Source organism: Microcoleus sp. T3_A4, assembly GCF_036700465.1.
Classification (GTDB): Bacteria; Cyanobacteriota; Cyanobacteriia; order Cyanobacteriales; family Microcoleaceae; genus Microcoleus.
This window is the reverse complement of sequence record NZ_JAUBOY010000033.1, coordinates 1-22915: the sequence shown is the minus strand read 5'-3', so window position 1 is coordinate 22915 and position 22915 is coordinate 1. Positions and strand designations below refer to the sequence as shown.

Genomic DNA, 22915 nt, shown 5'->3' with positions numbered 1-22915 from the left:
ACGGAGAAGGAGGGATTTGAACCCTCGACGGCTGTTAAACCGCTCTTTCTTAGCAGGAAAGCGCCTTAAGCCACTCGGCCACCTCTCCATAGCGAGAACGGAGGGATTTGAACCCTCAATCTTCAGTTTTATTAACTGAGATGTTATCCGGCTACACCACGTTCTCAAGATTGCAACTGCGGATTAAATGCAGTTACAAATGGGTCGGGCTGGAATTGAACCAGCAACGCTTTAAGCTACTGTTTTACAGACAGCTACCCACGCCAATAGGAGGGCCGACCCAAGATAGGATTTTTGGTAGGTCGTCGAGGAATTGAACCTCGATCCATCCGCTTAAAAGGCGGCTGCAAAACCATTCTGCCAACGACCCACGAGAAGTGCTGACGGGAGTTGAACCCGCAATCACTTGGGTGAAAACCAAGCGGCTTAAACCATTTGCCTACAGCACTATAAATTGGCACAGGAACTGAGATTTGAACTCAGAATGCTGGTTTTGGAGACCAGAGTGTTGCCAGTTACACCATCCCTGCTTGTGGTCGCAGCGGCGGGATTTGCACCCGCATTGACCAAGGTATGAACTTGGCGCTTTACGATTAAGCTACGCTGCAATGTCACTTTCGCTTCGTTCCTTTTCAAAGTTAAAAATTTCAATTAAAAGACTGTTAGTTTAATCTTTTAATTTCTATTTTTTAATTTCTGATTGGGAACAGAGGTTAGGGCGGGATTTGAACCCGCGAAAATCGGTTTTGCAGACCGACGCCTTCAACCACTCGGCCACCTAACCTGGGAGTCCCGACGAGGTTTGCACTCGCAATCTTCTCCTTGAGGGGGAGACGGCTTGACTTTTGCCTACGGGACTTTGACCCCCGCCGAAAAACGGATACTTGCTTTCCGACAGGAGGTGTGGATTTTAGACCAAAGTTCCAGTTCCCAGATTCTTCTCCTGTGGAGTAAATCTAAAATCTAAAATCTAAAATCTAAAATCGACTGACGGGAGTAACGAGACTTGAACTCGCAACCTTTCGCTCGACAGGCGACTGCTCTGACCGATTGAGCTATACCCCCGCGAAAATGAACAATATTCTGTCCTTGAATTACTCAAGTTGGGACGGGGTGGCGGTTGATTCCGCGTACTACAACCAGATCGGGCTTTTGTTGCCGGAGTCTACACCGCCAATGTCCACAATTATGTGACACGATTAACTTCCTATTCAGTTGTCAAGGTTCATATTGGTTGTGGGGTAAGGCTTTGAATCTCTTTCCCCTTCGTCATATATTTATACTACATTGTGTATTACAAGACTGTCAAGGGGGTAATACAACTTTTTTTTAAATTGGGTTTTTTAAAGGGGTGTCGATCGCTCCAACCAACCCTCTGCGACCCCCAAAGTCCTTATATATCAACATTTTTACTGTTAAAGTGATGTTGTGGCGTAAGGTAAATCTGATGCTGAAACCGTACGACACTCCAATTTCTCTGAATTCTCGCCGTCGCGCGAGGTGGCACTTCTGGAAAATGCGATAATCAGCTTTTAGATATCAAATACTACAAATCAAACGTTGTCTGAATTGCCCTTAACTCCCGTGCCCGCATTGGCAGCCGATCGCCCAAACATCCGTGACTGGCTACACTCGTTAGATACCTGTCCGAGTACCAACAGTTGGGCGATCGCCCGCGCGGCCCAACTCCACCACGGAGATGCAGTATTTACCAAGCGACAAACCAGCGGGCGTGGCCAACACGGGCGCACCTGGCACGCCCCAACCGGTGTCTTAACTGTTAGTTTTGTACTCGACAACCTCAACCCCACTCTGTTGCCAGGGCTCAGTTTAGCAGCGGGTTTAGCCGTGATTTACGCGATCGAAGATTTGGTTCCCGACTGTCGCGATATGCTGCGCCTGAAATGGCCAAACGATGTCTGGATCGATCGCCACAAATTAGCGGGAATTCTCTGCGAAGCTACTTCCGGCAATGTGTTTGGTAAAACTCGCGCCGTTGTGGGAATTGGACTCAACCGCTGCGTAGATTTCGCGGCTGCGGGATTGGATGAAAGGGATCTGGGCAATGCGGTAAGCTTGCATTCTATTGCTAGTACAGTACCAGATGAACTGTGTTTGGTCGATCGACTGCGGCACTATTTACTAGAACTAGCCGATATGTTTTCTACAACAGACAAGCCAGCCTCCAAGTCCGGTTTAGCGCTACTTTTGCCGGAATTGCGCCGCCGCGATGGGTTGATTGGCTGCCCGGTGGCGATCGAACTTGCGTCGGAAACCATCTGCGGAGAAGCCGCCGGCATTGATGGATGCGGCCGCTTGTTAGTATGCTTGGCGGGCGATCGAATACAAGCCTTTACCTCCGGGCGAGTTAGATTAATTTAAGAGGCAGTTGTCAGTGGGCAGTTGTCAGTTGTCAGTGGGCAGTTGTCATCACTCAACACCGTCAACAGTCAACAGTCAACAGTCAACAGTCAACAATTCCCAATTCCCAATTTTAATTGATCACCTCAAATACTACCAATCTGCTCAGCCACAGCGGTTGATTTGCCTCCACACCTTCGGGACGACCCTTAGTAGAAGCAACTTGTATTCTGTTGCCATTTATCCCTTGTCTAACCAAAATATTTTTCACATTTGTCGCCCTTTCCAGTGCCAACTTTTGATTTTCTACCGGAGTGCTTTTAAAATCGCTGTAGCCCACTATCCTTAAATTCTTCGTGCGATTTTTCTCCATATATTCCTTGACTTTACTAAGCTTTTGTGCTACGTCTTTCGCCTCCAAACTTGCCGAGCCTGCACCGAAATACACGCGAACTGGCATTATTATCTTTGGCGGCGGTGGAGTTCCTATTATCACTGTATTTGTTACAGACTTCACCCCCGGAATTTTCTCAAAAGCTTGAGTGATTTTCTGAGCATCTGGCACTTTGCTTACGCTGCCTGCAACGGCGACTTTTCCCTCTGCATAGCGAGCTGAGATATTAATGCTTTCTACTTTATTCAAAAGAGCTGCCGTCCGCTTGACATCGGCTTCTACTAAAACCGGATCAGGAGGTACTTCAACGGCTATAATTTTATTTTCAATTCTTGATTGTGGAGCCACTTGCTGAGCGATTTTTTCCGCTTTCAATCGCAGATTTTGATTTGGCACTCGGCCCGAAATCTCCAATAATTTATCTTTAACATCTGCCGCGATACGATAAACCGATAACTCTGGAGCAGATTGTAATGCTAAATTCGTATCTGCTTCTAAGCTCGCTTCAACTCCGCTGCGGTATTGATGAATTCCCCAAGGTAGGCCAATTAAACCTAACGCTGCCAAACCGATCATGGGTAAAATTGGAGGTTTACGAGATTTAACTTTTACCTCTGTATCGATTAATTTTTGCAATTTCGAGTTTACTTCGGGTGGTACAGTTGCTGGATCGCCGTTAAATGACTGAATTTGAGTTCCGTATTCTTGAACAATATTGTGGAATATTGATCGCATTTTATACTTAAACCACTGGCGGGCTTCTCCTTGCATCACTACTGCTAGACAACACTGATCCGCTACTTCCAATACGATCGTAGATGAGCCGTATTCGATAGCATCAATTTCTGCAATATTTCCCGACTGAGATATACAATCGTTGACAACAGCCCGAATAGCAGTCAGCATCCCTGCTACTATGTCTGATTCTAGCTGTTCGCGTTCAGACTTCTGCACTGCGGAAATTACTAATCCCGATTTTGCTTGAATTAACAACACAGCTTTAACACTCATTGGTGTTGTTTCTTTCATCAGCAATTCGGCTTCTGAAATGCCCTGTAATTTGGCTTGAATTTTGCGACTAATTGCCTCGGGACTTAAAGATGCTTCGAGTTTTTCATTAATCTCCCGCATCCTCTCGGCGATGTATTTTAAAATCGTGCTGCCGATGATCGGATAAAGTGCATCCGACATTGCTTCTCGCTTGAGATGAATTTGCTGTTTGATAGCGGCAGCCATTTCCGGCGCGATCGCCATTGCAATTTCATCGGGCGATTCACTCATTCTGTGGCTGATTCCCACAGGAAGGGCCGACGATATGGCTACTCCCATCGATTGTCTATTTTCTCTGGTTTTCGTATTAATTATTTCATCAATTATCGGACTTATGGTTTCGACAAATGATTTTCTCGACTCATTAATTGTTTGGAGCATCATTTCGGGAAACATGATTTTAATTCGGGCGATTAATTCTTCCCGATCGCCTCCCCATTCCGCATCAGTAATTTTACGATCGAGTTCCCCTACTTTATCGTTGAGTCTGTAATTATAACTTACAACTTCATCTAACAATGGTAAAATAGATTCGATGACAGACTTTTGCAGTTGGGCGTGATGGCTAACCATCAGCTCGTCAATCAAAGGTTTCAGTAAATCGGTAAACAAGTCTGTCGATTCATAAATCCGGTGTTCGATCGCCACAATCTGTTGTTCGATCTTCGCGAGTCTTTGATCGATCCTTTTATTCTGAATGATGGCATCGACAGCCGGGGCGATCGCAGATTCTATCTCTAGCTTTGCTTCCCCGATGTTTCGAGACAGCATTTCTACAATCACTGGCATTATTCTTGCCATCAACCCTTCTATCTCGGCTAAAACTTGCTGCTGAACTTCGACAATCTTAGTTTCATTATTTAATATTTGCGCTGCAATACCGCTGTTTTGAAGAGCCGTGTTGACACCGGGTGCGATCGCCTCTCTCACCTCTAACTTGGTTTCCTCGATTTTCCGGTTCAGCGACTCAATCATTAACGGCATTAACCTTGCCATTATATCTTCCGGCTGCGTTTTTTGCTGTCGCTGAAGATTATTTAGTCTACTTTCTACGTCGCTCAATTTTCCTTGAACTTCCCTTTGAAGAATTGCTGATTCTATCAAAGGTTGGATCGTCGCTGCTACTTGTAATTTTGATTCATCGATTTTCTGATTCAGCAAATCAGTTATTGCCGGCATTAGCATCGCCATTATCTCTTCTGGCTTCTGAGTTGGCGACTGTTGCGTAGCCAATCGGCTCTCGATGAGGCTCAATACTTTTTCTTCTATTTCTACCCAAGCTATTCTTACCTGTACTGAGGGAGCAACAGCTTCTACAACCTCTAATTTTAATTCACTAATTTTGCGGTTCAGCAAATCGCTAACTACTGGTACTAGCTGCTTAATTAAATCTTCAGGTTGCTGCTGGTAACGCTGCTGAATATTCGCAATTCTATCTTCAATTCTTACTACCTGTTCTTCAAGTCCGTTTTGATTGTGAATTACTTGATTGACTCTCGGTGCGATCGCCGAAGCTACCTCTAACTTAGACTCCTCTACCTTACGGTTGAGCAGATCGCCCACCACCGGCATCAGCCGTTGCATTAACTGTTCTGTATTCGGCAGTGGCTGCTGGTTCAAGTTAGCAATTTGATTTTCCCAATCTGCTAATTTTGCCTCCAACTCGATCGGATTAATGTTATTATTGCTCGCGAGTTCGATCGCCTTTTTTAATTCAGACTTCAACTCCTCTATTTCTTCTCTCACTAACTCAGGAATTAACGGTTTCAGTAAAACCATCAACTCTTCTGGTTGAGACATCAGATTCTCAAAATTTTCCAACCTTTGTTCCACGCTCAAAACATTACTGTAAAATTCCGGTAAATCCCTTTCAAACAGCAGTTGTTGCAACTGTTTAAACTGCTCTACTGCTTGTTCTAATTCTTCCTCCGACTGCCGATTATTTTTGGCTACCTTCCCGGCAATAGATAAATCGGGTTCCTGATTATTGTTTTCTCGTCTTTGAGATGGGATCTCTTCCTCGTTAGTTAATACTTCCGGCACAATACTCGGTGATTCGATCCGAAAAGACAATTGTTGGCGTCGATTTTCCTCATCCTCCAACCGCTGCACAGACTTTTCCGAAAGGGGTAACTTCAGCTCGCTTGGTTCTTTTTTTGATTTCTTTAATAACTGGAATTCAGTCAGTATGGTTAGCAATTCCTGAAGTTGCTCTCCAGCTTTAGAATTTGCCAGAGTTGCATCAGAAACCTCTTTTTCTGACTGATATATTTTGCCTGAATTATCATTAGATGCTGCCATACTGCGCTACCAAAAGTTGATTTTAATCGACCGAAGGAAATTACCAGCTTGCTTGCCGCCTCACCCCAGCGAAAATCAATAGGAATGACACAATTGTTCCAAGCGTCAGGCGTACTAAAGCTATCGCCTTATTTTAACTGCTGTTCTGCGACTAGCCAACTGAGCCGCCAACTGCAATGCTGCCTTCATGCTGGAGGCATCCGCAATCCCTTGACCTACAATATCAAAAGCTGTGCCGTGATCCGGAGATGTGCGGACAAAAGGCAAGCCAATTGTAGTGTTGACTGCTTTATCGAAAGCCATCAATTTTACTGGAATCAACCCCTGGTCGTGGTACATTGCCAAGTAACCGTCGTGAGCTTCCTTGGCTAAACCGTACCAAACTTTAGCCGGTTTTACCCACAGGGTATCAGGGGGGACTGGCCCGTCTAACTGCACTTGAGGAAAGCGATCGCGCTGCGTTTCCAACCAAGGTATCATCCAGTCTTGCTCTTCATTTCCCAGTTTGCCATTTTCGCCGCTGTGAGGATTTAAGCCAGAAATCGCAATTTTCGGTCTTTCTAGCCCAAAATCTTCCCGCAAACAGTTTATCAGTAATTCTAGTTTTTCACTCAGTAATTCTGGAGTCAAAGCATCGGGGACTTGACGGAGTGAAATATGTGTGGTAGCGAGTAAAGTTACCAACGTCCAGCCACTGTGTGGAGATGTGGCGGCAAACAGCATTCCGAATCGCTGCGATTTTGCCCTTTCTGCGAGAAGTTCTGTTTGTCCGGGATAATTGTAACCTGCCGCCTGCCAGCAAGTTTTGGAAATCGGGCCTGTCACGATGGCGGAGAATTCGCCGGCGATGGTACGGGCGATCGCACTTTCCATGTAAGCAAAGCTAGCCGCCCCGCTAGCGGCACTCCCGACACCGGGGACAATTTCGCCCCACTTGCTGTCTGGTTCGATATCAATAATGTTTAATGTTTCGGGATTTGCCGCTTCTGCTGCTGGATTGCTCGATCGCAACTTATCGTAAGTTTGCTGCAAAACTATCCTAGAACCTATAACCGTTACCCTCAAACCAGCAGCGGGATCTGCCAATGCTTTGAGAATCACTTCCGGGCCAATTCCCGCCGGATCTCCCAAAGTTACAGCTAGTTTTGATTCCCGATCGAGACTCAAGGCAGTTTTCTCCAACAAAATACAGCAATTTCGGCACTGAAATTTTAGCATTCATGTACCTGGTTGCCCCAAATTATATTATCTTTATTTAATGCGATCGCCCAATTGGACATATCAAATCATGAATCCTGAAATTTTCAATGCAGCCTTTTTGTCCTTTTCCCTAATTTTCGTGGGTATAGGTGGAGGCTTCCTCCTGCTCAAATTGCAAGGCGGCGAAGAATAAGTTTTTTTCAACCAATCCTTCAGAAGCCTTCTACCTTCTGCCTTCTAGAGTCTACTTGCTGCCGAAAGCAAGCCTTCTGGCGAATATCTCAAGCCTAAAATGAGAAAATTTCAGGTTTTTGTTAAGTTTGTTATAAAAACTTAACAAAAACCTGATACCATCTTATAGAAAGTTTAAGATTCATAATTAATCCCTAGATGACTTTATTGATTTTAGGTGCCACCGGCACTCTCGGTCGCCAGATAGCCCGCCGCGCCCTAGACGAGGGCTACCAGGTGCGCTGTTTAGTCAGAAGTTACAGAAAAGCTGCATTTTTGAAAGAATGGGGCGCTGAACTCGTACCGGGAAACCTTTGCCAGCCAGACAGTCTGCCTCCGGCCCTAGAAGGCGTCAGTGCTATTATCGATGCAGCAACAGCCAGTGCAGCCGATTCTGTCAGCATCAAAAGAGTAGACTGGGACGGAAAAGTATCGCTGATCCAAGCAGCAGCAGCAGCAGGCATCAAGCGTTACATATTCTTTTCCTTTCTCGACGCTGAGAAATATCCCCAAGTCCCCTTGTTGGAAATCAAGCGCTGTACCGAACTGTTCTTAGCAGAATCCGGTTTAGACTACACAATCTTGAGACCTTGCGGCTTTTTGCAAGGACTGCTGAGCCTGTATGCAATGCCGATTTTGGACAATCAGGCAGTCTGGCTGCCCAACAAGCCGTCAGCCCTTGCCTACATGAACACTCAGGACGTTGCTAAATTTGCCGTCCGGGCTCTTTCGGTTCCTGAAACCGAGAAAAAAAGCTTTCCGGTGGTGGGAAATCGCGCTTGGGATGCTGACGAAATCGTGCGGTTGTGCGAACGGCTGTCAGGGAAGCAAGCTAAAATTACGCGCACCCCAGACGCCTTGTTGAAGGCTACTCGTCAATTTGCTAAGTTCTTTCAGTGGAGTTGGAACGTAGCTGACAGGTTGGCTTTTTCAGAAGTTTTGGCAGCCGGAAAACCCTTGAAAGCTCCGATGGATGACGTTTACAGTGTCTTCGGAATCGACCCCAAAGAAACTACTACTTTGGAGTCTTATCTCGAAGAATACTTTAATCTGATTATGAAGAAGCTCAAGGAAATAGAGTACGAGCAGCTTAAAACTAAAAAACGGAGTAAACAAAAAATGCCCTTTACATTTTAAAGTGCCGAAAGCTGGGATTATATACAACGACGTTAAACCTGTGGCTTGTCGCATCGCCGCAGAGTTGGAAGACAAGCTGACTGCCCGCGGCTGGGAGGTTTGCTCGGTTTCTGGTTCGGGAGGAATTCTGGGCTATTCTAGCCCCGATCGCCCCCTGTGCCACACTCAGATCGAACAACTCGTCCCCCCCGGTTTTGACAGCGACATGGAGTTTGCAGTGGTTTTGGGCGGCGACGGTACGGTGCTGTCGGCATTTCGCCAAGTCGCTCCGATTGGAGTGCCGCTGCTGACTGTCAATACCGGTCACATGGGCTTTTTAACAGAAACTTACCTGAACTTGCTGCCGCAAGCTTTGGAAAAGGTAATCGCCGGAGAATATGAAATAGAAGAAAGATCAATGCTGGCGGTGCGGCTGTTTCGAGAAAACGACTGCCTCTGGGAAGCCCTTTGTCTCAATGAAATGGTGCTGCACCGGGAACCGCTGACTTGTATGTGTCATTTTGAAGTGGCGATCGGTCAGCACGCCTCTATTGATATTGCCGCAGATGGAGTCATCATCGCGACTCCGACAGGATCGACAGCTTACGCCCTTTCTGCCGGTGGGCCTGTCATCATTCCCGGAGTGCCGGTGTTGCAGTTGCTGCCTATTTGCCCGCATTCAATGGCTTCGCGGGCTTTGGTGTTTTCCAACACTGAGCCGGTCAAGATTTTGCCGGCGAGTCCAAACCGCCTGGTAATGGTGGTAGACGGCAACGGCGGATGTTATGTTCTGCCCGAAGATTGGGTGCAAGTCGAGCGAGCTCAGTACCCAGCCCGGTTTATTCGGGTGCAATCTTTTGAGTTTTTCCACATTTTGCGGGAAAAATTGGGCTGGGGCCTGCCTCACATTGCTAAACCGAGTTCGGTTGAATTGCCATGATAGTTGTTGTTGACACTCCCCGACTATTAAGGTACGGGGATTGTTGGCTCAACCAGTTGCCTTGCTCGTAGATTTCATATCAAGTCCTAGCTGTAGGAGACCGCAATTCCCGTTCCCGTTTTTCACCGATTGAAGGGATTTTGATTTTTTGATCTGTTGATAAATTGTAGAATAAAGCAGCAATTAGTGTTGGTAATGTAGGGCGACATTTAAATTGTATATTCAGGGCGGGCGGGACGCCCACCCCACAAGACTTTGATTTTTTTGCCATACAATTTAAAGGCAGAACAGCTTAATGTAGGGCGATATTTATCCATCGGAATTCTTTATTCTCGATCGAGCTTCCTAATCATCTCCAAAGTCAGGCTGCGTTTACGAGATAACGGTATAGTTGGAGTGTCTTCATTTCTATTCACTCTGCTTAGGACGGATTTCAAATTCTGAACGTGCCCGGAAGAAACAGACATCAAACTCGAAGAAGAAATTAGCTTGCCCCAAAATCAAAGGTACATTGGTTGCTTTTGTCCAGGCAAATGCCAGGTTAAGCCTTGGGAATGAACTAACTCGAGCATTAACAACGACTGCGCGGGCTTCAAATCGAGCCAAATTCCCAGCCAATACGACTGAGAGTGTCTCATTTTCCCAGACTAAGCCCAGTTCTAGCCCTAACTCGTAGGGCAAAACATTAACGCTTGCGCCTGTATCTAGTAAGCCCTCAGCGTTCAAGGATTGACCGTTCAGGCTGAGTGTCAATGGCAGATACGGCATTCGATCAACCATGCCAAGACTGCTGTCAATGATTTTGTAGGGAAATCTCTGAGCGTCAATCATTCTGTTCTTGTTGTTTTGTCGTCAGAAGATTCATTAAAACGTTGGCAGCCTCAGAGCAATTGTAAGGCGACCAGACCGGATACTCTCGATCGGCAACAAAAAAGTTTGTTGCATCTTCTTCTTTGACCAGTTCTGTTGCCAGAAACTGCATCAGCCGAAGCTTGTCAATTTTTGAAAGTTCCTGGATCTGTGACATTAGTTCAGCCAATGGCATTTGAGAATCTCCTCGTTTGAGGTTTGGCGAAAAGATTGGATCTACTAGCTTGTTGAATGGGTGCGCGATCGAAGCGTGTCTATTTATTCTACCAATTTTCTGTAGGTCAAGCTCTCGATCGAGCTTCCGAATCATCTCCAAGGTCAGGCAGTGTTTACGAGATAACGGTTCGCTTGAGCGGCTGCAAATAACTCTCGCAATCTATCCAAACCTTCTGTCAGTCCGCTCCAAGCGAATTGTTATACGGCTCAATCTCCCAGTAAAATAACGACCATATTAGGAGCAGTTCATTTCTATCTAAGACTAAAAGATAGCTACAAACAAAAGCTTCTTCTCAAAAAGATTAGAGAGACAGTCGTAGTCTTTAGCTATCCCAGTAGTTTTCTTCAGTTTTTCCTCTAATTCTTGTTTTTCTTCGTTTATTGTATCCCTGATAAAAGATTCAGTAAGCGTCTGAATACCGCTCCATATCTGATGATCCATCATAAAAAAAGTAGTTTTTTTAGGATCAAAGAGTACATATTTAAGATTCTTGGTATCCTCTGGAACTATTTTTTCAAGCTGAGCTAAGTTAATCCGAAGGTAATTAAGCTGAACTTTCTCAAAGTAATTTTCGACATACTCAGATGAGTGGATCTCAGTTCCTCTTAAAAGGCTCTTAAGAGCCTCATACAAACTTTCATATGTAAAACCTTGTGTAACTTCTTCAGAGAAAATTTTTGTTTGCCAGAATTGTAGTTTTTGAGACATTAGCCCATCCACACTGCTTTAATATAATCTACGAGTGACTGCATATCACGAATTTTTTCCAGTTTCTGAATCAGCTTTTGCATATCGACACGATCGTAAAAGTCAATATCAACGTCACCTCTGTAGGAGTTTTTGAGTTTGTCTAGTTCCCGCCTTGCTTCATTGCTGATCAGGTTCACAGGAAAAACATAATAATAACCGCTTGGCTTTCCTTCATACAGCCATCTATTCTCAATATCTGCAATTTCTGCCCTAAGATAAGTTACATCAATTGCTCCACCAGGATCGGTATAGGAGGATTTACACTCCCAAACGTAACTACCAACCTTAAATACTTCAGATTTCATGAATGATTACCTCTGAGTGTTCTAACGGAGTCTTCTATAATGAGCATCGATTATCACAGTTTTTCCGGATTTATAAACCCTTGTATGCTCTCTAACAACTGTGATGTTTCCTGCAAGTAGATCTTTGATTAAGTTATTTGCTTCTTTACTGTAGATAACGAAATCTGCTCCTGGCTCATTAGGGCGTAAGTTGTCCTCGTAATCAATTCCAGGCTTCATGCCGAATTGATCCATCAAGTCTCTTAGCATGGACTTGAAGTTGGCATCTACAACCTTCCCCTTGTCTTTTGCATCTAACTTACAAAATTCATCAATTGATTGCAAAGCCAGACAAAAGGCATTTTTAACAGATTCAATAGAATCTTTGATATAGAAAATCATTCCTATCTTCCTCCTAAGTTAGCCTACTTATTTAACACGGATTGTATTTGGCAATATTACTTTTCCAAAATAATATCTTTGAGAGCTAACTGATCCACTATTCAGGCTTCCCAAAGAGCAGGGGGATTAAACAGTCAGTTCAAATTATTTTCTAGGTTTTGTGAATTTTAGGGTCAATGCCGTATAACGATCGAGTTCAACTGCGCGCGATCGCCTCTCAACGAAGCTAACAATCTTAAATTCGCGTCAGTTGCAACGACTAGATTTACCGAAGCACCCATACAAGAAACCTCGAGCTTTTGCCGAGCGATCACCCTGCTGCAGATAAATTTTATAATTGTATCGCAGTTGCGGTACAATACTGGATATAGTCGAATAATACCGCAGCTCAAGGATGTATGTCAACCCCTTCTTACTCCCCTTCGGAATCTCCTTTCCTCGATCGAGTTCGCCGCACGATTCGACTCAATCACTTAAGCCGTCCCATTGAAAAAAGCTATCTATATTAGATTTTAGATTAGAGAGCATTTAGAGTCGAGCGCACACTTTCGGCGATCGCCAAAATCGAGACACTCATTATAACTTCATCACGCTCGAATCACTGTAATTAACCGACGCATCGGGCTAGTCTGAATTTCAGTGTTCAACCGTTTGGGTCATGGAAATAGGGGAGATTGATATATTTTCAAGCCTTGGATAAAGCGAAAATCTTTGAGGTTTAGGGTATAAAGGCTAATGTTATGGGTTAGGGCGGTGGCGGCAATCATGGCATCGGGAATTGTGAGTTTATGGCTTAGGGAATATTGCGCCATGAGTTCGATGAATTGCTCTGAGATGGGTCGATCGATGGGAATATTTTGAAGTAAGTCGAGGTGTTTTTGAATGCGGTTTAGTTCGTTTTTGTTGAGTGCGCCATAGTACAGTTCGGCTCTGGTGATAATGCTAATGGTTAAGTTCTGGCTGCCGATTTGCCGTAGTTCTTGAATGATGGCGGTATTGTTTTTATAGAATTCGATGAGAATATTGGTGTCACACAAAATCATTGGTTTTCTTTACCCCATGCGTCTTTGCGAATGTCGTCTAGGGTGATATTTTTTCCTTCCCAGATTCCGGCTAGCTCAAAAAAGGATTGTTCTCGATCGGAGTCATCGTTTTTTTGTTCTATCGTTTTAGTTTGGCTGGCTTGAAATTCTAGAAATTCGATAAATTCAATAACTTTATTGCGTTGTTCGGGGGAAAAATGTTGGATTTTTTGGATTGCCATTTCTAGGGTTAACATGGGTTTCTCCTTGGTGGTTTTTGGTACTATTTTAACGATTTACACAAACATCTTTTTTTTGGATCTACTAGCTTGTTACATGGGTGCGCGATCGAATAATTGTATTGCAGTTGCGGTACAATACTGGATATAATCGAGTAATACCGCAGCTCGCTCGTGTGTGTCAACCGCTTCTTAATTATATTTTAGATTAGAGTCGATCGCACACTTTCGGCGATCGCCAGAACCAAAACATTCATCACAACTTCTTCACGCACGAATAACTGTAACGGTTCGCCCCATTGGTGTCAGATGAATTTCAGTATTCAATCGCTCTTCTAATTCGAGCGCATTCTCGCGTCGATCGAATATCACCAACCACCCTTCATCTTCTCCCAATCGAGCCAAATATCCATCTAACTGTTCCAAACCTTTACTCAACGGATCGACTTTCCGAGTTCGCCAAACCTTCAGTTCAATTCCCAATGTTACCTCACCATAACGCAAACATAAATCCATTCTGTCGCGTCCGATCGCATATTCCCTCTCCAATGTTCCCCCACCATTAATCACCCGATGCAGAAATGCCATCAACACTAAATGCGGTGCAATTTCGGGATAAGATGCACTTTTGAGTAACGGTTCGCCATGCTGTAGCCAAAATCCCAGAAAAGTTTTGAGTAACGCTTGCGTGTCTAATTTGCCTTCATGAGTCAACCAACTCGGTGCAATTTGCGGCAACGAAGCCATTGGCGTTACGGTGAGCACGCGGGGCAAAACTTCTCGATAAATTGGATTGGCGATCGTCAATCCACCCAGAACATCCATCTTACACAAACCCAAATCGATTAAGAACTGAATATCATCATTGGGGATATTGCCCAATTCCAAACCCGCCAACATCGGCTCGATAATGGCTTTAACTCGGTTTTCTCGCAGTCGTTCTGCCAAACTATCTAAATGCGTATCTTGTCGTTTTATGAGAATTTCTTTGGCTTCTAAAATATGTTGTGGTGTAATTTCTCTAGATTCATCTGTTACTAATTCTTCTACAATTTCCTTAGCTAAAGCATTCACTAACCAAGGTTGTCCCTGAGTCAGTTCAAAAGCTAAGGCTACGGCTTCAGGTGTAAAAACTTGTCCGGTATCTTGGGTATGTTGCGCGTAGAGCTCCGCGACTTCTGAGGCATTAAAATCTCTGAGAGTAATCGATCGCACTTTAATATTAAACGGACTGGATGTATGGAGTCGATCGCTTCCCCCCGCAGCCACTTTGTAATCGCGAACATCCCGCAAACCAATTAAACCCACCGATTGCGGAAACGCTTTCGGGCGATTGGGATAACCATCGCGTAATTGGCGCAGAATAGAAATCAAAGCTTTGTCTTGTAGTGCGTCAATTTCATCGATGAAAACCACCAAAGGACGAGGAGAAGATTGTGTCCACAGGCTGAGTACATCGCCGATTTGCTGTCCCGGTTCCGACGAGGGCCAAGTAGACGGCTGCAATTCTGGGGGAAGTCGAATCGAAATCGCCCGTCGCCAAGCACCGAGAATGGCATCCTCTGCACCCGCAATGTCTTGACTGAAGGGTGCGCCCACTTCAACTGACAGCATCACGGCGGTGTATTGTCCGCTTTCGGTGAGTTGTTTGGCTAACGCCAGCATGGCGGTGGTTTTTCCCACTTGCCGGGGTGCATGGATGACGAAATAGTTGCGTTGAGCGATTAACCTTTCTAAGCTTGGTAAGCGTACCGTGGGCGACAGTGCGTAATGAATGTCTTCTTGGCAGGGGCCAGCAGTATTGAACCAACGCGGCATAGGTCAACTGGGGCGAATGGGGCTGCTCTCAGTTTAGTGTACTGTTTTTGGAATGGCGTTCTAGTTGTTAAGCGGCGGTTTGTACCGACTCTCCGGCCCCGATGAAACTCTCTCAGAGTGAAAGTCGTACTCGATTCTTGATTCATAGAACGGAAGAACCCCAACTGCCAACTGCCAAAGTTTCACTCTTCCACCCGGCCCAATTCCGCCAAACAAGTGCGCGACTGCCACCACTTCGGCTGCACTTTGACAAATAACTCCAAATATACTTTACCTTCAATTAACTTTTGAATCTGTTCTCGCGCCACACTGCCGATCGACTGTAAACGGAAACATATAACTCAAATGAGTGACACTCCCATGTGTGAACTCACACAAGTTTCACTATAAAAAGCGACTGTGAAGCCACCGAAGACAGCAGTTATACCTGAAATATCAAATGAAAACACTCGAATGCACAGAGGATTCCCATCATGTTTACAGAAGAAAAAACTCTCAATAATCAAGCTATCGCTGTCGTCGCCGATACAACTTCTCAATCAACTCTTGCAGTTGCTGAAGCGTCTGGACTCATGAAACCTATTTTAAAACGGGGTTCTACTGGTCCAGCCGTCAAAGAACTGCAACAGCTTTTATATCATTGGGGATATTATTACGGTTTTTCGATCGATGGTATTTTCGACACCTATGTTGAAGACGCCGTAAAAGACTATCAACACCGCGTCTTTTTACCTGAAGATGGGATTGTCAGTCCTCTAACCTGGCAAGCACTATACTCCGGTGCACCTGTGAATATGCCGACTCTCATGATTGGTAGTTCAGGTAATGCTGTCAAAATTGTTCAGAATGTCTTGAAATTGAATGGATACTATTTCGGTTTTGTTGACGGATACTTCGGGGTTATGACCAAAGTAGCGGTGATACAGTTCCAAACGATTAAGGGCTTACCAGCCGACGGAATTGTCGGGCCGAGAACTTGGCACGCTTTGAGCAAGTTACGGCACTAAACAACGGTCTATCTCACTTGTATAGGACTTACGTACCGACTCTAATTGTAGGGTGTGAAACGCGCACCTTACAACTACAGGTAGTGTAGTTTCTCAGTTAGTGCGTAAGTCCTGTTAGTTAAGCTTTAATCATTTATGAGGTTAATCAAATGACACATTCTGCTATCCTTGAAGCTACAGCAAATTCTGCAGAACACGGACAAGAGCTGGCTGAATTTTTGCAGGAAGATAATGGACAATACTCGGCAATGCGAGCGATGAGTTTTATTGCACTGATTGCAGCAATTGTGTTTGGCGTCATCACAATAACTAGCAAGAATGCTGATGGCAAATACATTACAACTTCTTTTTTAGTTGCTGCTTTTGCACCAAAAGCTGTTCAAAAATTTGCAGAACGTCCTTAAAGAGTTGACAATTGACAGTTGACAGTTGCGGGCGGAGTTTTTAGGACAATGATTTAAACTGAACTTCTGCCTACGAGGGGAAGTTCAGTTGTAAAATCTCTCAACGATCGCCCTTATTTGCTCCATCAGTTCGCTTTACTCTTCCACCCGATAGCCCAATTCCGCCAAACGAGTACGCGACTGCCGCCACTTCGGCTGCACCTTGACAAATAGCTCCAAATACACTTTGCCTTCAATTAACTTTTGAATCTGTTCGCGGGCCGCACTGCCGATCGACTTGAGCATACTGCCGCTTTTACCGATTAAAATGCCTTTTTGGGAATCCCGTTCGACGTGAATTGTCGCCAGAATCCTAGTAATTTTTGCTTCTTCTTGAACTATGTCGATCGCAATTGCTACCGAATGCGGCACTTCTTCCCGCGTCAGCAGCAAAATCTGTTCCCGAATCAATTCGCCCATAATAAAGCGTTCCGGCTGGTCAGTCACCAAATCGGGCGGATAATAATAAGGCCCAACCTCCAAATGTTCGATTAACAATTGTTGCAGCGGCTCGACACCCTCGCCCGTGAGAGCGGAAAATTTCACTACAGGCCACTCAGGATTGACAATTTGCTCGTAAGTGCGATCGATCAACACGGAATCCTCCGGTTGTTCGTCCAACTTATTCATCCCCAAAATCACCGGAACTTTGCAATTGCTGAGAATTTCGATAATATATCGATCGCCCCCTCCCGATTCCACCGAACCATCAACCACAAACAGCACCACATCTACCGACTGAATCGCTGTGCGGGCATTCTGCACCAAAACCTTGCCCAATTGGTGATGCGGCTTGTGAATTCCGGGAGTATCGACAAAAATAATTTGTGCTTCCGGTGTCGTCAGGATGCCCCGCAGCCTGTTACGTGTCGTCTGAGACACCGGCGAAGTAATCGCAATTTTCTGCCCCACCAACTGATTCATCAGCGTTGATTTTCCGACATTCGGGCGTCCGACAATACCCACAAAGCCCGATTTGTAACCCGCCGGAGCCACGGGAACACCCATAATGTCCGATACGTCGATAAATTTACTATCTTCCACTAAAATCACCTATTTTCAAGCCCCTTCTCTGTCTATTGTCGCCTGAAAATACTCAAACGCCCATCGATGCACTGTAGCATCTTTCTCGCCCTGGTATAGCGCGCCACACTCAAACCTCGATCGAGCCGCTTTCCCAGTGTTAAAACGTGATACGCGATCGGCAAAACTTGATATCTGAGACAAAATTTGATAAAGTTCCAATGACATCGATCGAAAATGAATCATTCTGGTAAAACCGACTCCCCAATGCTGTAACAACTTCAGATGTGTAAATATCTAACTCAACTGAAACTTTTCTACAGTTTGTCAGGCCAACCAGTTTTAACATTTTTGAAGATGTTTGGTAATAAATTAGGTAAGTTGAACTCAAACTCAAAAGCTCAATATCATCAGGCGCTTTCTCACTAAAAGCTAGTGTCTTTTGAGCATACCTAAATTAGTGCTAATCGTCATAAAGTTGAGGAGATGAATCAGATGAAATCGAAATTATTTTGGAGTTGCTGCACCGTTTTGGTAGCAAGCTTGCCTGTTTCCGCCTTGGCTCAAACAAGCCCTCCTACAAGCCCTCAAGCAGAGTTTGACTACAAGGGTGGATCGAAGAAATACCAGTTGCTACCGGGCAGAATCCAGGACAGAACATTGCCCAGAGCCTTTGACTTTCCAATTATTACCAATGTTGGTACTGACACTAGCATCACCTCGGATTTCCTAATTACCGATCAGTTTCGCGCCCCAGCGGGTCGTACAGAATACACCGGAGCTCTCACCGCCTGGGCAGCATCAATCAGAGAATGTCTCGCCAAACAGCCTCTTTTGATTCGAGCCAGCACTAAGAACGAGGTTCGGATTAATGGCAAAGTAGGCACGATTGTCAGAAACGCAAATAACCGTGCAGTTTGCAAATAAACCAGCAATATCACAGGGGCTAAATTGACCGTAATTGCTGTAAGGGCGGGTTCACAAATATCTTCCATGCAATCATCGATACAGTAAACCCGTCACCGCAGCGATATTGGGGTCAAGCGAGGCCAGTTGATATAACTTCCGCTATCTTAAAGATAAAAACTAGAGAGTGTTTTTGAACAAAAAGAGCAATAGGTTTTCTATTGCTCTTTTTGTTGGCGAAATTTCAATTAATATCTATTAGGACTTATATGATATCGGCTGAAACTACATCATACAAGAGGTTTGTAGTGAGGAATGCAAGTCCTTATCAAGGTTTAAGGACTTGCATTCCTCACTACAAACGACATTATTACGCAGAAACCAGCTTGTTTCCCAAAAATCCCGTGGAACCGGAGGGATATGGATTTTAACACCTGGTTTATGAAAGTTTGTCTGCGTAATTCACGATTTAGGAGCGCAAAATTCATGTGTACTCAGTAAAATTTCGCCATAATCAGGAATCCAAGCTAGCCACTGTTCTTCCGAAGATTCACACAACAGCCACGCTTCGTCAAAGCTGAATGCGGTTGGCGGGTTGAACAATTTAACCCACATAGAAGGAGTCAATTTTGGTGCAGGTACGGCGCAGCCAAATCTTTCCCAGTCGCGGACATTGGCGAAGCTTCCGGGCGTTGGTTGGGATTGCCAAGTACGAATATCTGTTTGCAGTTTCATCACAACTCCTTTTGGGCTAAGACTCTGAACCAGGTCGGGGTTGCAACAACCCAGAGCGACGGCGCAGATAAACTTTGATTATGTAGTCTATGTTACGGAATTATCTAGGCGAATGTGTAAGGTTGTAGCAAAAATTTACAATCGAGAGGAAAAAACTGGCTCAAAGCTGAAAAGGTCGATCGGCTATTGTTGCGCTCGGCAACGATCGCCTACCATAGCAAGCAACATCTGATTTATTTAAAAAATTCCGACATGAACCCAACTCCAAAATCCCACTGGAAAACTCTAGACCGCTTTGTAGAAATCAACTCTCATTGGGTAAAACTAATCGCGGAACATCTCGAAACAACCGAAGGAAAAACAGTAGAATATTGGCGAGTAGAAAGAGCAGATTCAGTTGTAATCTTGACCATTCAAGCTGACAAATTGCTGTTTCCCCCACCGATGTATCGCCCCGGCGTGGCAGAAGCAACCCTGGATTTTCCCGGCGGTCGCGTACCAGCCGAAGCCACGCCAGCAGCGGCAGTTCCAGCTATACTCAAGAAAGAACTAGGCGTGACAGAAAGTGCGATCGCCCGCATCGAACCGATTAACACCGTCGGCTGGGCAATAAACAGTTCCTTCTCCAATCAAAAACTCTACGGTTTTGTTGCAGAATTGCACCCTACAGCAACAGTAAACCCCGAAAGGATCGGTGCTGAATATCCTCTCACCCCAGACGGAATTCGCGACTTGCTCAAAAAATTAACTTGCCTCCAATGTCGAGCCTTACTGCTAGAATGGCAAAATCAAGTAGATTTTAGATTTTAGATTTTAGATTTTAGATTTAAGAATTGGGAATTGTCCCCCGATGCTCGCTGATTTTAATTTTAGGACTTACGCTCATGAACCCGGTTTCTCTGACAAATTTTGGGTTAAGCAGCAAATTATCTAAGCAAAAAACCAGGTTTCTAGCCCCTTGTCTGTAAGTCCTAAAATTCCTGAAAACCCAAATCACCGGAACTAATCATGCCTCTCAATCATGAAGTTGCTGTCGAATGCCTCGACGTTACATATCGTCTCAACCGCAGGCATTTAGTAGACAAACTAAATTTCAAAGTGCTGCAAGGAGAAGTTTTAGTATTGCTGGGACGCAGCGGGAGTGGCAAAACTACTACCATGAAATTGATTAACAATTTACTAACGCCAAGCAGCGGCGAAGTTCTGGTCATGGGAAAACCGACAACTCAGTGGAACCCCATTCAACTGCGCCGAAAAATTGGTTATGTAATTCAAGAAATTGGTTTGTTTCCCCATTTTACCGTCGAGCAAAACGTCGGTTTAGTGCCAAAATTAGAAGGTTGGGAGGGCGATCGTATTCAATCTCGCGTCCGGCAACTGTTAGAATTAGTCAACCTCGACCCCCAGCACTTCGCCAAACGCTATCCCCATCAGTTATCCGGGGGACAGCGACAGCGGGTAGGCGTCGCTAGAGCACTGGCGGCTGACCCTCCGATATTGTTAATGGATGAACCGTTTGGTGCTTTAGACCCGATTACTCGTCTGGAATTGCAGCGGGAATTCGGTCAATTGCAGCAGCAACTCGGCAAAACTGTGATTTTTGTGACTCACGGCATTCAAGAAGCTTTTTTGTTAGCTTCGAGAATAGGTTTGATGCAAGATGGACGGTTGATTGAATTGGCATCCCCCGATGATTTTCTGAAATCTCACCATCCCGAAGCTCGCGCATTTATTGAATGTTTGCAATTACCCGGGACTGGGTAATAATATGATGTGCGATCGCATCATTCGTTTATGGCTATCGGTCGGTTTTTGAAGCTGATGGCGGCAAATTAAAGATATTGGTGAACCGACTCCTACGAGATACTGGATTATAGGAAAATTTACTATTCTGAATTCCTAATTACTAATTTCCACATGATGCAATTTATCAATCGGTATGGCGCTGAGATAATTAAGCGCGCCAGTGAACACTTATATTTAGTAACTGTGGCAATTTTTATCGCTATTATTGTAGGGATGCCCCTAGGAATTTTAGTCACCCGAAAACCCAAATTGAAAAAGCCAATTTTGGGTTTTGCTAATATTATGCAAACAATTCCCAGTTTGGCTTTGTTTGGCTTGCTAATCCCGGTGCCGGTATTGGGTGGAATAGGCGATCGCACGGCAATTATCGCCCTCACTCTGTATTCTTTACTGCCCATTATCCGCAATACTTATACTGGTATTGTCGGCGTCGATCCAGCGATTACGGAAGCAGGAAGAGGCATGGGGATGACTGATATGCAACTGTTATGGCAAGTGGAAATTCCCCTGGCACTGGGCGTGATTCTGGCGGGGGTGCGAGTTGCTGCTGTAATTGCGATCGGACTTGCTACAATTGCCGCTGCAATTGGCGCGGGTGGCTTGGGGGTGTTTATTTTTCGTGGCGTTGCTACCGTCAACAATCAGTTACTTTTGGCTGGGGCAATTCCGGCCGCTTTAATGGCCTTAGCTGCGGATTTTGGGCTGGGTTTTGTAGAAGCGCGCCTCTCGAAAAGTACCTTAAAAACTATTAATGAGGACTAAAATCCTGAGTGCCATCTGTCAGCGTTGTCACTATCTGCTAACCAGAAGCATTCGCAGGATTTGCTATCAGATTGCGGATTTCATTTGAGCGTTCAACGTATTCGCGATCGCTCAAAACAGCTTGGCTTCCCTCCAGCGAAATAGCATCAGCCAAATCGATCCAAGAACGGCAACCGCCGTATTCAGGAATGTAGGGAATTTCGCGGCTTTCTGCAAGGCGATAAGCCCGCAGCAATAAAATATAAATTGGCTGAGCTTGTTTCCATTTTAGGCGATCGCTGACAAAATTTTCATTCCAAATATGGTAGGGAAATAGCGCAGTAATTGCCGGTTCCCAAGCTACCAAAAAAACATCAGTAATCTCCGCCCAACTACCAATTCTAATCACTTCAGGATGCCAACCAGATTTGACAGTCTTGACTTGATGTGCAAACTCCGGCTTTAATAAACCCGGCTGTTGGTGTTCAAAAGTTGGATACAGCAAAACCTGTTTGTCAGTGACATTGAACTGTCCTGCTTGCTCGCGAATTCCCCCCTTCCGCAACAGCACAATCGTTTGACCTTGTTCCAAAGCATTAACTGCTACATTCCATTCTTTCAGCGCCCTAGTAGTTGATTTCATAGGAATTTAGTTAAGTTTTAACAATATTAACAAAAATCGGTACTTTCAAGCAAGTACAGCCATTGTGTCCTGTAAAAATTGGCGTAGTCCTGAGTATGCAGCACTATCTTATTGTCATAAAGATAATAATTGCTTGAGCTACATCGTGGGGCAAGTGCTGTTTTCTTTATTACTCTAACCGCAAAAATAATCGTCTCTTCTCTGTCCAAGCTATCCTCTACTATCACACCGAGTAGATTCAGCAGTTTTGTCGTTAATTTTTTCAGGAGTTTACTTAAATACTTAATAAAGTTTAAAGATTCTTGCAGATCAAGTACCAAACAAGCACATTGAGATTTGTCAATACTCCGGACAGTTTTTAAAGAGGAATGCGATCGCAATAAAATAGAGAAGTGAAAAAAGTGAGTGCAATCTCA

The 22915-nt window shown here is 44.7% G+C and carries 24 protein-coding genes, 10 tRNA genes and 1 pseudogene; 10 read left to right on the top strand and 25 right to left on the bottom strand.

Annotation, left to right across the window (positions count from 1 at the left end):
• Window position 1: 1 nt before the first annotated feature.
• The 10 genes from QUA07_RS19155 to QUA07_RS19110 all read right to left on the bottom strand — a co-directional run bounded on the left by QUA07_RS19155 (window position 2) and on the right by QUA07_RS19110 (window position 1065).
• A tRNA-Ser gene (locus tag QUA07_RS19155) sits at window positions 2–88 on the bottom strand.
• Between the two features lie 4 nt (window positions 89–92).
• Window positions 93–166: transfer RNA gene (locus QUA07_RS19150), tRNA-Tyr, on the bottom strand.
• A 34-nt stretch (window positions 167–200) separates the two neighbouring features.
• Window positions 201–282: transfer RNA gene (locus QUA07_RS19145), tRNA-Tyr, on the bottom strand.
• A 13-nt stretch (window positions 283–295) separates the two neighbouring features.
• A tRNA-Lys gene (locus QUA07_RS19140) sits at window positions 296–370 on the bottom strand.
• A 5-nt stretch (window positions 371–375) separates the two neighbouring features.
• Window positions 376–449, bottom strand: a tRNA-Glu gene (locus QUA07_RS19135).
• Window positions 450–455: 6 nt separating this feature from the next.
• Window positions 456–530: transfer RNA gene (locus QUA07_RS19130), tRNA-Trp, on the bottom strand.
• A gap of 3 nt (window positions 531–533) precedes the next feature.
• Window positions 534–608 (bottom strand) — tRNA-Met (locus QUA07_RS19125).
• A gap of 102 nt (window positions 609–710) precedes the next feature.
• Window positions 711–784: transfer RNA gene (locus QUA07_RS19120), tRNA-Cys, on the bottom strand.
• Window positions 785–859: transfer RNA gene (locus tag QUA07_RS19115), tRNA-Glu, on the bottom strand.
• 132 nt (window positions 860–991) lie between these two features.
• A tRNA-Asp gene (locus tag QUA07_RS19110) sits at window positions 992–1065 on the bottom strand.
• A 495-nt stretch (window positions 1066–1560) separates the two neighbouring features.
• Between QUA07_RS19110 and QUA07_RS19105 the strand changes: the two genes are divergently transcribed.
• Entirely contained in the window at window positions 1561–2382 is an 822-nt protein-coding gene (locus QUA07_RS19105) for a biotin--[acetyl-CoA-carboxylase] ligase (RefSeq protein WP_333327938.1), read from the top strand.
• 112 nt (window positions 2383–2494) lie between these two features.
• Here QUA07_RS19105 and QUA07_RS19100 read toward each other — a convergent pair whose 3' ends face one another.
• Together QUA07_RS19100 and pdxA are read right to left on the bottom strand one after the other, a co-directional pair.
• The gene (locus QUA07_RS19100; protein WP_333327934.1) at window positions 2495–6106 is read right to left on the bottom strand and encodes an OmpA family protein; all 3612 of its coding nucleotides are present in this window, start codon (window positions 6104–6106) and stop codon (window positions 2495–2497) included.
• A gap of 120 nt (window positions 6107–6226) precedes the next feature.
• On the bottom strand, window positions 6227–7324 hold the full coding sequence (pdxA, locus tag QUA07_RS19095) for a 4-hydroxythreonine-4-phosphate dehydrogenase PdxA (protein WP_333327931.1): 1098 nt from the start codon (window positions 7322–7324) through the stop codon (window positions 6227–6229).
• Window positions 7325–7364: 40 nt separating this feature from the next.
• Here pdxA and petM point away from each other — a divergent pair, with 40 nt between their 5' ends.
• The 3 genes from petM (at window position 7365) to QUA07_RS19080 (ending at window position 9593) form a co-directional block, all read left to right on the top strand.
• Window positions 7365–7499, top strand: a complete 135-nt coding sequence (gene petM, locus QUA07_RS19090; protein ID WP_422614758.1) for a cytochrome b6-f complex subunit PetM — start codon at window positions 7365–7367, stop codon at window positions 7497–7499.
• A gap of 197 nt (window positions 7500–7696) precedes the next feature.
• Window positions 7697–8674, top strand: a complete 978-nt coding sequence (locus tag QUA07_RS19085; protein ID WP_190657002.1) for an NmrA family NAD(P)-binding protein — start codon at window positions 7697–7699, stop codon at window positions 8672–8674.
• A gap of 1 nt (window position 8675) precedes the next feature.
• Complete coding sequence (locus QUA07_RS19080) at window positions 8676–9593, top strand: NAD(+) kinase (RefSeq protein WP_190657000.1); 918 nt, start codon at window positions 8676–8678, stop codon at window positions 9591–9593.
• A gap of 408 nt (window positions 9594–10001) precedes the next feature.
• On the opposite strand, the gene QUA07_RS19075 is transcribed toward QUA07_RS19080, so the two are convergent.
• The 9 genes and pseudogenes from QUA07_RS19075 to QUA07_RS19035 form a co-directional block, all read right to left on the bottom strand.
• Window positions 10002–10424 (bottom strand): aspartyl protease family protein, encoded by a 423-nt coding sequence (locus QUA07_RS19075; RefSeq protein ID WP_333327927.1) that lies wholly within the window; start codon window positions 10422–10424, stop codon window positions 10002–10004.
• Window positions 10417–10638, bottom strand: coding sequence for a hypothetical protein (locus tag QUA07_RS19070; protein WP_333203042.1), 222 nt, complete (start codon window positions 10636–10638; stop codon window positions 10417–10419). The genes QUA07_RS19075 and QUA07_RS19070 overlap by 8 nt, the downstream gene beginning before the upstream one ends.
• Before the next feature lie 303 nt (window positions 10639–10941).
• Complete coding sequence (locus QUA07_RS19065; protein ID WP_333327923.1) at window positions 10942–11388, bottom strand: hypothetical protein; 447 nt, start codon at window positions 11386–11388, stop codon at window positions 10942–10944.
• Complete coding sequence (locus tag QUA07_RS19060; RefSeq protein ID WP_333327920.1) at window positions 11388–11735, bottom strand: hypothetical protein; 348 nt, start codon at window positions 11733–11735, stop codon at window positions 11388–11390. Before QUA07_RS19060 ends, QUA07_RS19065 begins: the two co-directional genes overlap by 1 nt.
• A 21-nt stretch (window positions 11736–11756) precedes the next feature.
• Complete coding sequence (locus QUA07_RS19055) at window positions 11757–12116, bottom strand: hypothetical protein (RefSeq protein ID WP_333327917.1); 360 nt, start codon at window positions 12114–12116, stop codon at window positions 11757–11759.
• 656 nt (window positions 12117–12772) lie between these two features.
• Window positions 12773–13159: a type II toxin-antitoxin system VapC family toxin gene (locus QUA07_RS19050; RefSeq protein ID WP_333327915.1), complete on the bottom strand. Its 387-nt coding sequence runs from the start codon at window positions 13157–13159 to the stop codon at window positions 12773–12775.
• Window positions 13156–13395 (bottom strand): DUF2281 domain-containing protein, encoded by a 240-nt coding sequence (locus tag QUA07_RS19045; RefSeq protein ID WP_333327912.1) that lies wholly within the window; start codon window positions 13393–13395, stop codon window positions 13156–13158. Before QUA07_RS19045 ends, QUA07_RS19050 begins: the two co-directional genes overlap by 4 nt.
• A gap of 249 nt (window positions 13396–13644) precedes the next feature.
• Window positions 13645–15195, bottom strand: coding sequence for an ATP-binding protein (locus QUA07_RS19040; protein WP_333327910.1), 1551 nt, complete (start codon window positions 15193–15195; stop codon window positions 13645–13647).
• A gap of 182 nt (window positions 15196–15377) precedes the next feature.
• Window positions 15378–15521 (bottom strand): annotated as a pseudogene (locus tag QUA07_RS19035) (GTPase Era); the annotation flags it as partial.
• Window positions 15522–15668: 147 nt separating this feature from the next.
• Here QUA07_RS19035 and QUA07_RS19030 point away from each other — a divergent pair.
• Both QUA07_RS19030 and QUA07_RS19025 read left to right on the top strand, forming a co-directional pair.
• Window positions 15669–16202, top strand: a complete 534-nt coding sequence (locus tag QUA07_RS19030) for a peptidoglycan-binding protein (RefSeq protein WP_333327908.1) — start codon at window positions 15669–15671, stop codon at window positions 16200–16202.
• A 149-nt stretch (window positions 16203–16351) separates the two neighbouring features.
• Complete coding sequence (locus tag QUA07_RS19025) at window positions 16352–16606, top strand: hypothetical protein (RefSeq protein WP_333327905.1); 255 nt, start codon at window positions 16352–16354, stop codon at window positions 16604–16606.
• A gap of 135 nt (window positions 16607–16741) precedes the next feature.
• Here QUA07_RS19025 and era read toward each other — a convergent pair whose 3' ends face one another.
• Together era and QUA07_RS19015 are read right to left on the bottom strand one after the other, a co-directional pair.
• Window positions 16742–17653: a GTPase Era gene (gene era, locus QUA07_RS19020; protein WP_333328090.1), complete on the bottom strand. Its 912-nt coding sequence runs from the start codon at window positions 17651–17653 to the stop codon at window positions 16742–16744.
• A gap of 51 nt (window positions 17654–17704) precedes the next feature.
• On the bottom strand, window positions 17705–17896 hold the full coding sequence (locus tag QUA07_RS19015; protein ID WP_333327902.1) for a hypothetical protein: 192 nt from the start codon (window positions 17894–17896) through the stop codon (window positions 17705–17707).
• 267 nt (window positions 17897–18163) lie between these two features.
• Between QUA07_RS19015 and QUA07_RS19010 the strand changes: the two genes are divergently transcribed.
• Window positions 18164–18595 (top strand): hypothetical protein, encoded by a 432-nt coding sequence (locus QUA07_RS19010; protein WP_333327900.1) that lies wholly within the window; start codon window positions 18164–18166, stop codon window positions 18593–18595.
• Between the two features lie 441 nt (window positions 18596–19036).
• Here the strand turns inward: QUA07_RS19010 and QUA07_RS19005 are convergent, their stop codons facing one another.
• Complete coding sequence (locus tag QUA07_RS19005) at window positions 19037–19309, bottom strand: hypothetical protein (protein WP_333053531.1); 273 nt, start codon at window positions 19307–19309, stop codon at window positions 19037–19039.
• A 252-nt stretch (window positions 19310–19561) separates the two neighbouring features.
• On the opposite strand from QUA07_RS19005, the gene QUA07_RS19000 reads away from it, so the two are divergent.
• The 3 genes from QUA07_RS19000 (at window position 19562) to QUA07_RS18990 (ending at window position 21877) form a co-directional block, all read left to right on the top strand.
• Window positions 19562–20119: an NUDIX hydrolase gene (locus QUA07_RS19000; protein ID WP_333327897.1), complete on the top strand. Its 558-nt coding sequence runs from the start codon at window positions 19562–19564 to the stop codon at window positions 20117–20119.
• A gap of 198 nt (window positions 20120–20317) precedes the next feature.
• Window positions 20318–21073, top strand: coding sequence for an ATP-binding cassette domain-containing protein (locus QUA07_RS18995; RefSeq protein WP_333327895.1), 756 nt, complete (start codon window positions 20318–20320; stop codon window positions 21071–21073).
• Between the two features lie 153 nt (window positions 21074–21226).
• Window positions 21227–21877, top strand: a complete 651-nt coding sequence (locus QUA07_RS18990; protein ID WP_333327892.1) for an ABC transporter permease — start codon at window positions 21227–21229, stop codon at window positions 21875–21877.
• Window positions 21878–21914: 37 nt separating this feature from the next.
• Here the strand turns inward: QUA07_RS18990 and QUA07_RS18985 are convergent, their stop codons facing one another.
• Window positions 21915–22499, bottom strand: coding sequence for a DUF1802 family protein (locus QUA07_RS18985; RefSeq protein WP_333327889.1), 585 nt, complete (start codon window positions 22497–22499; stop codon window positions 21915–21917).
• Window positions 22500–22915 lie beyond the last annotated feature (416 nt).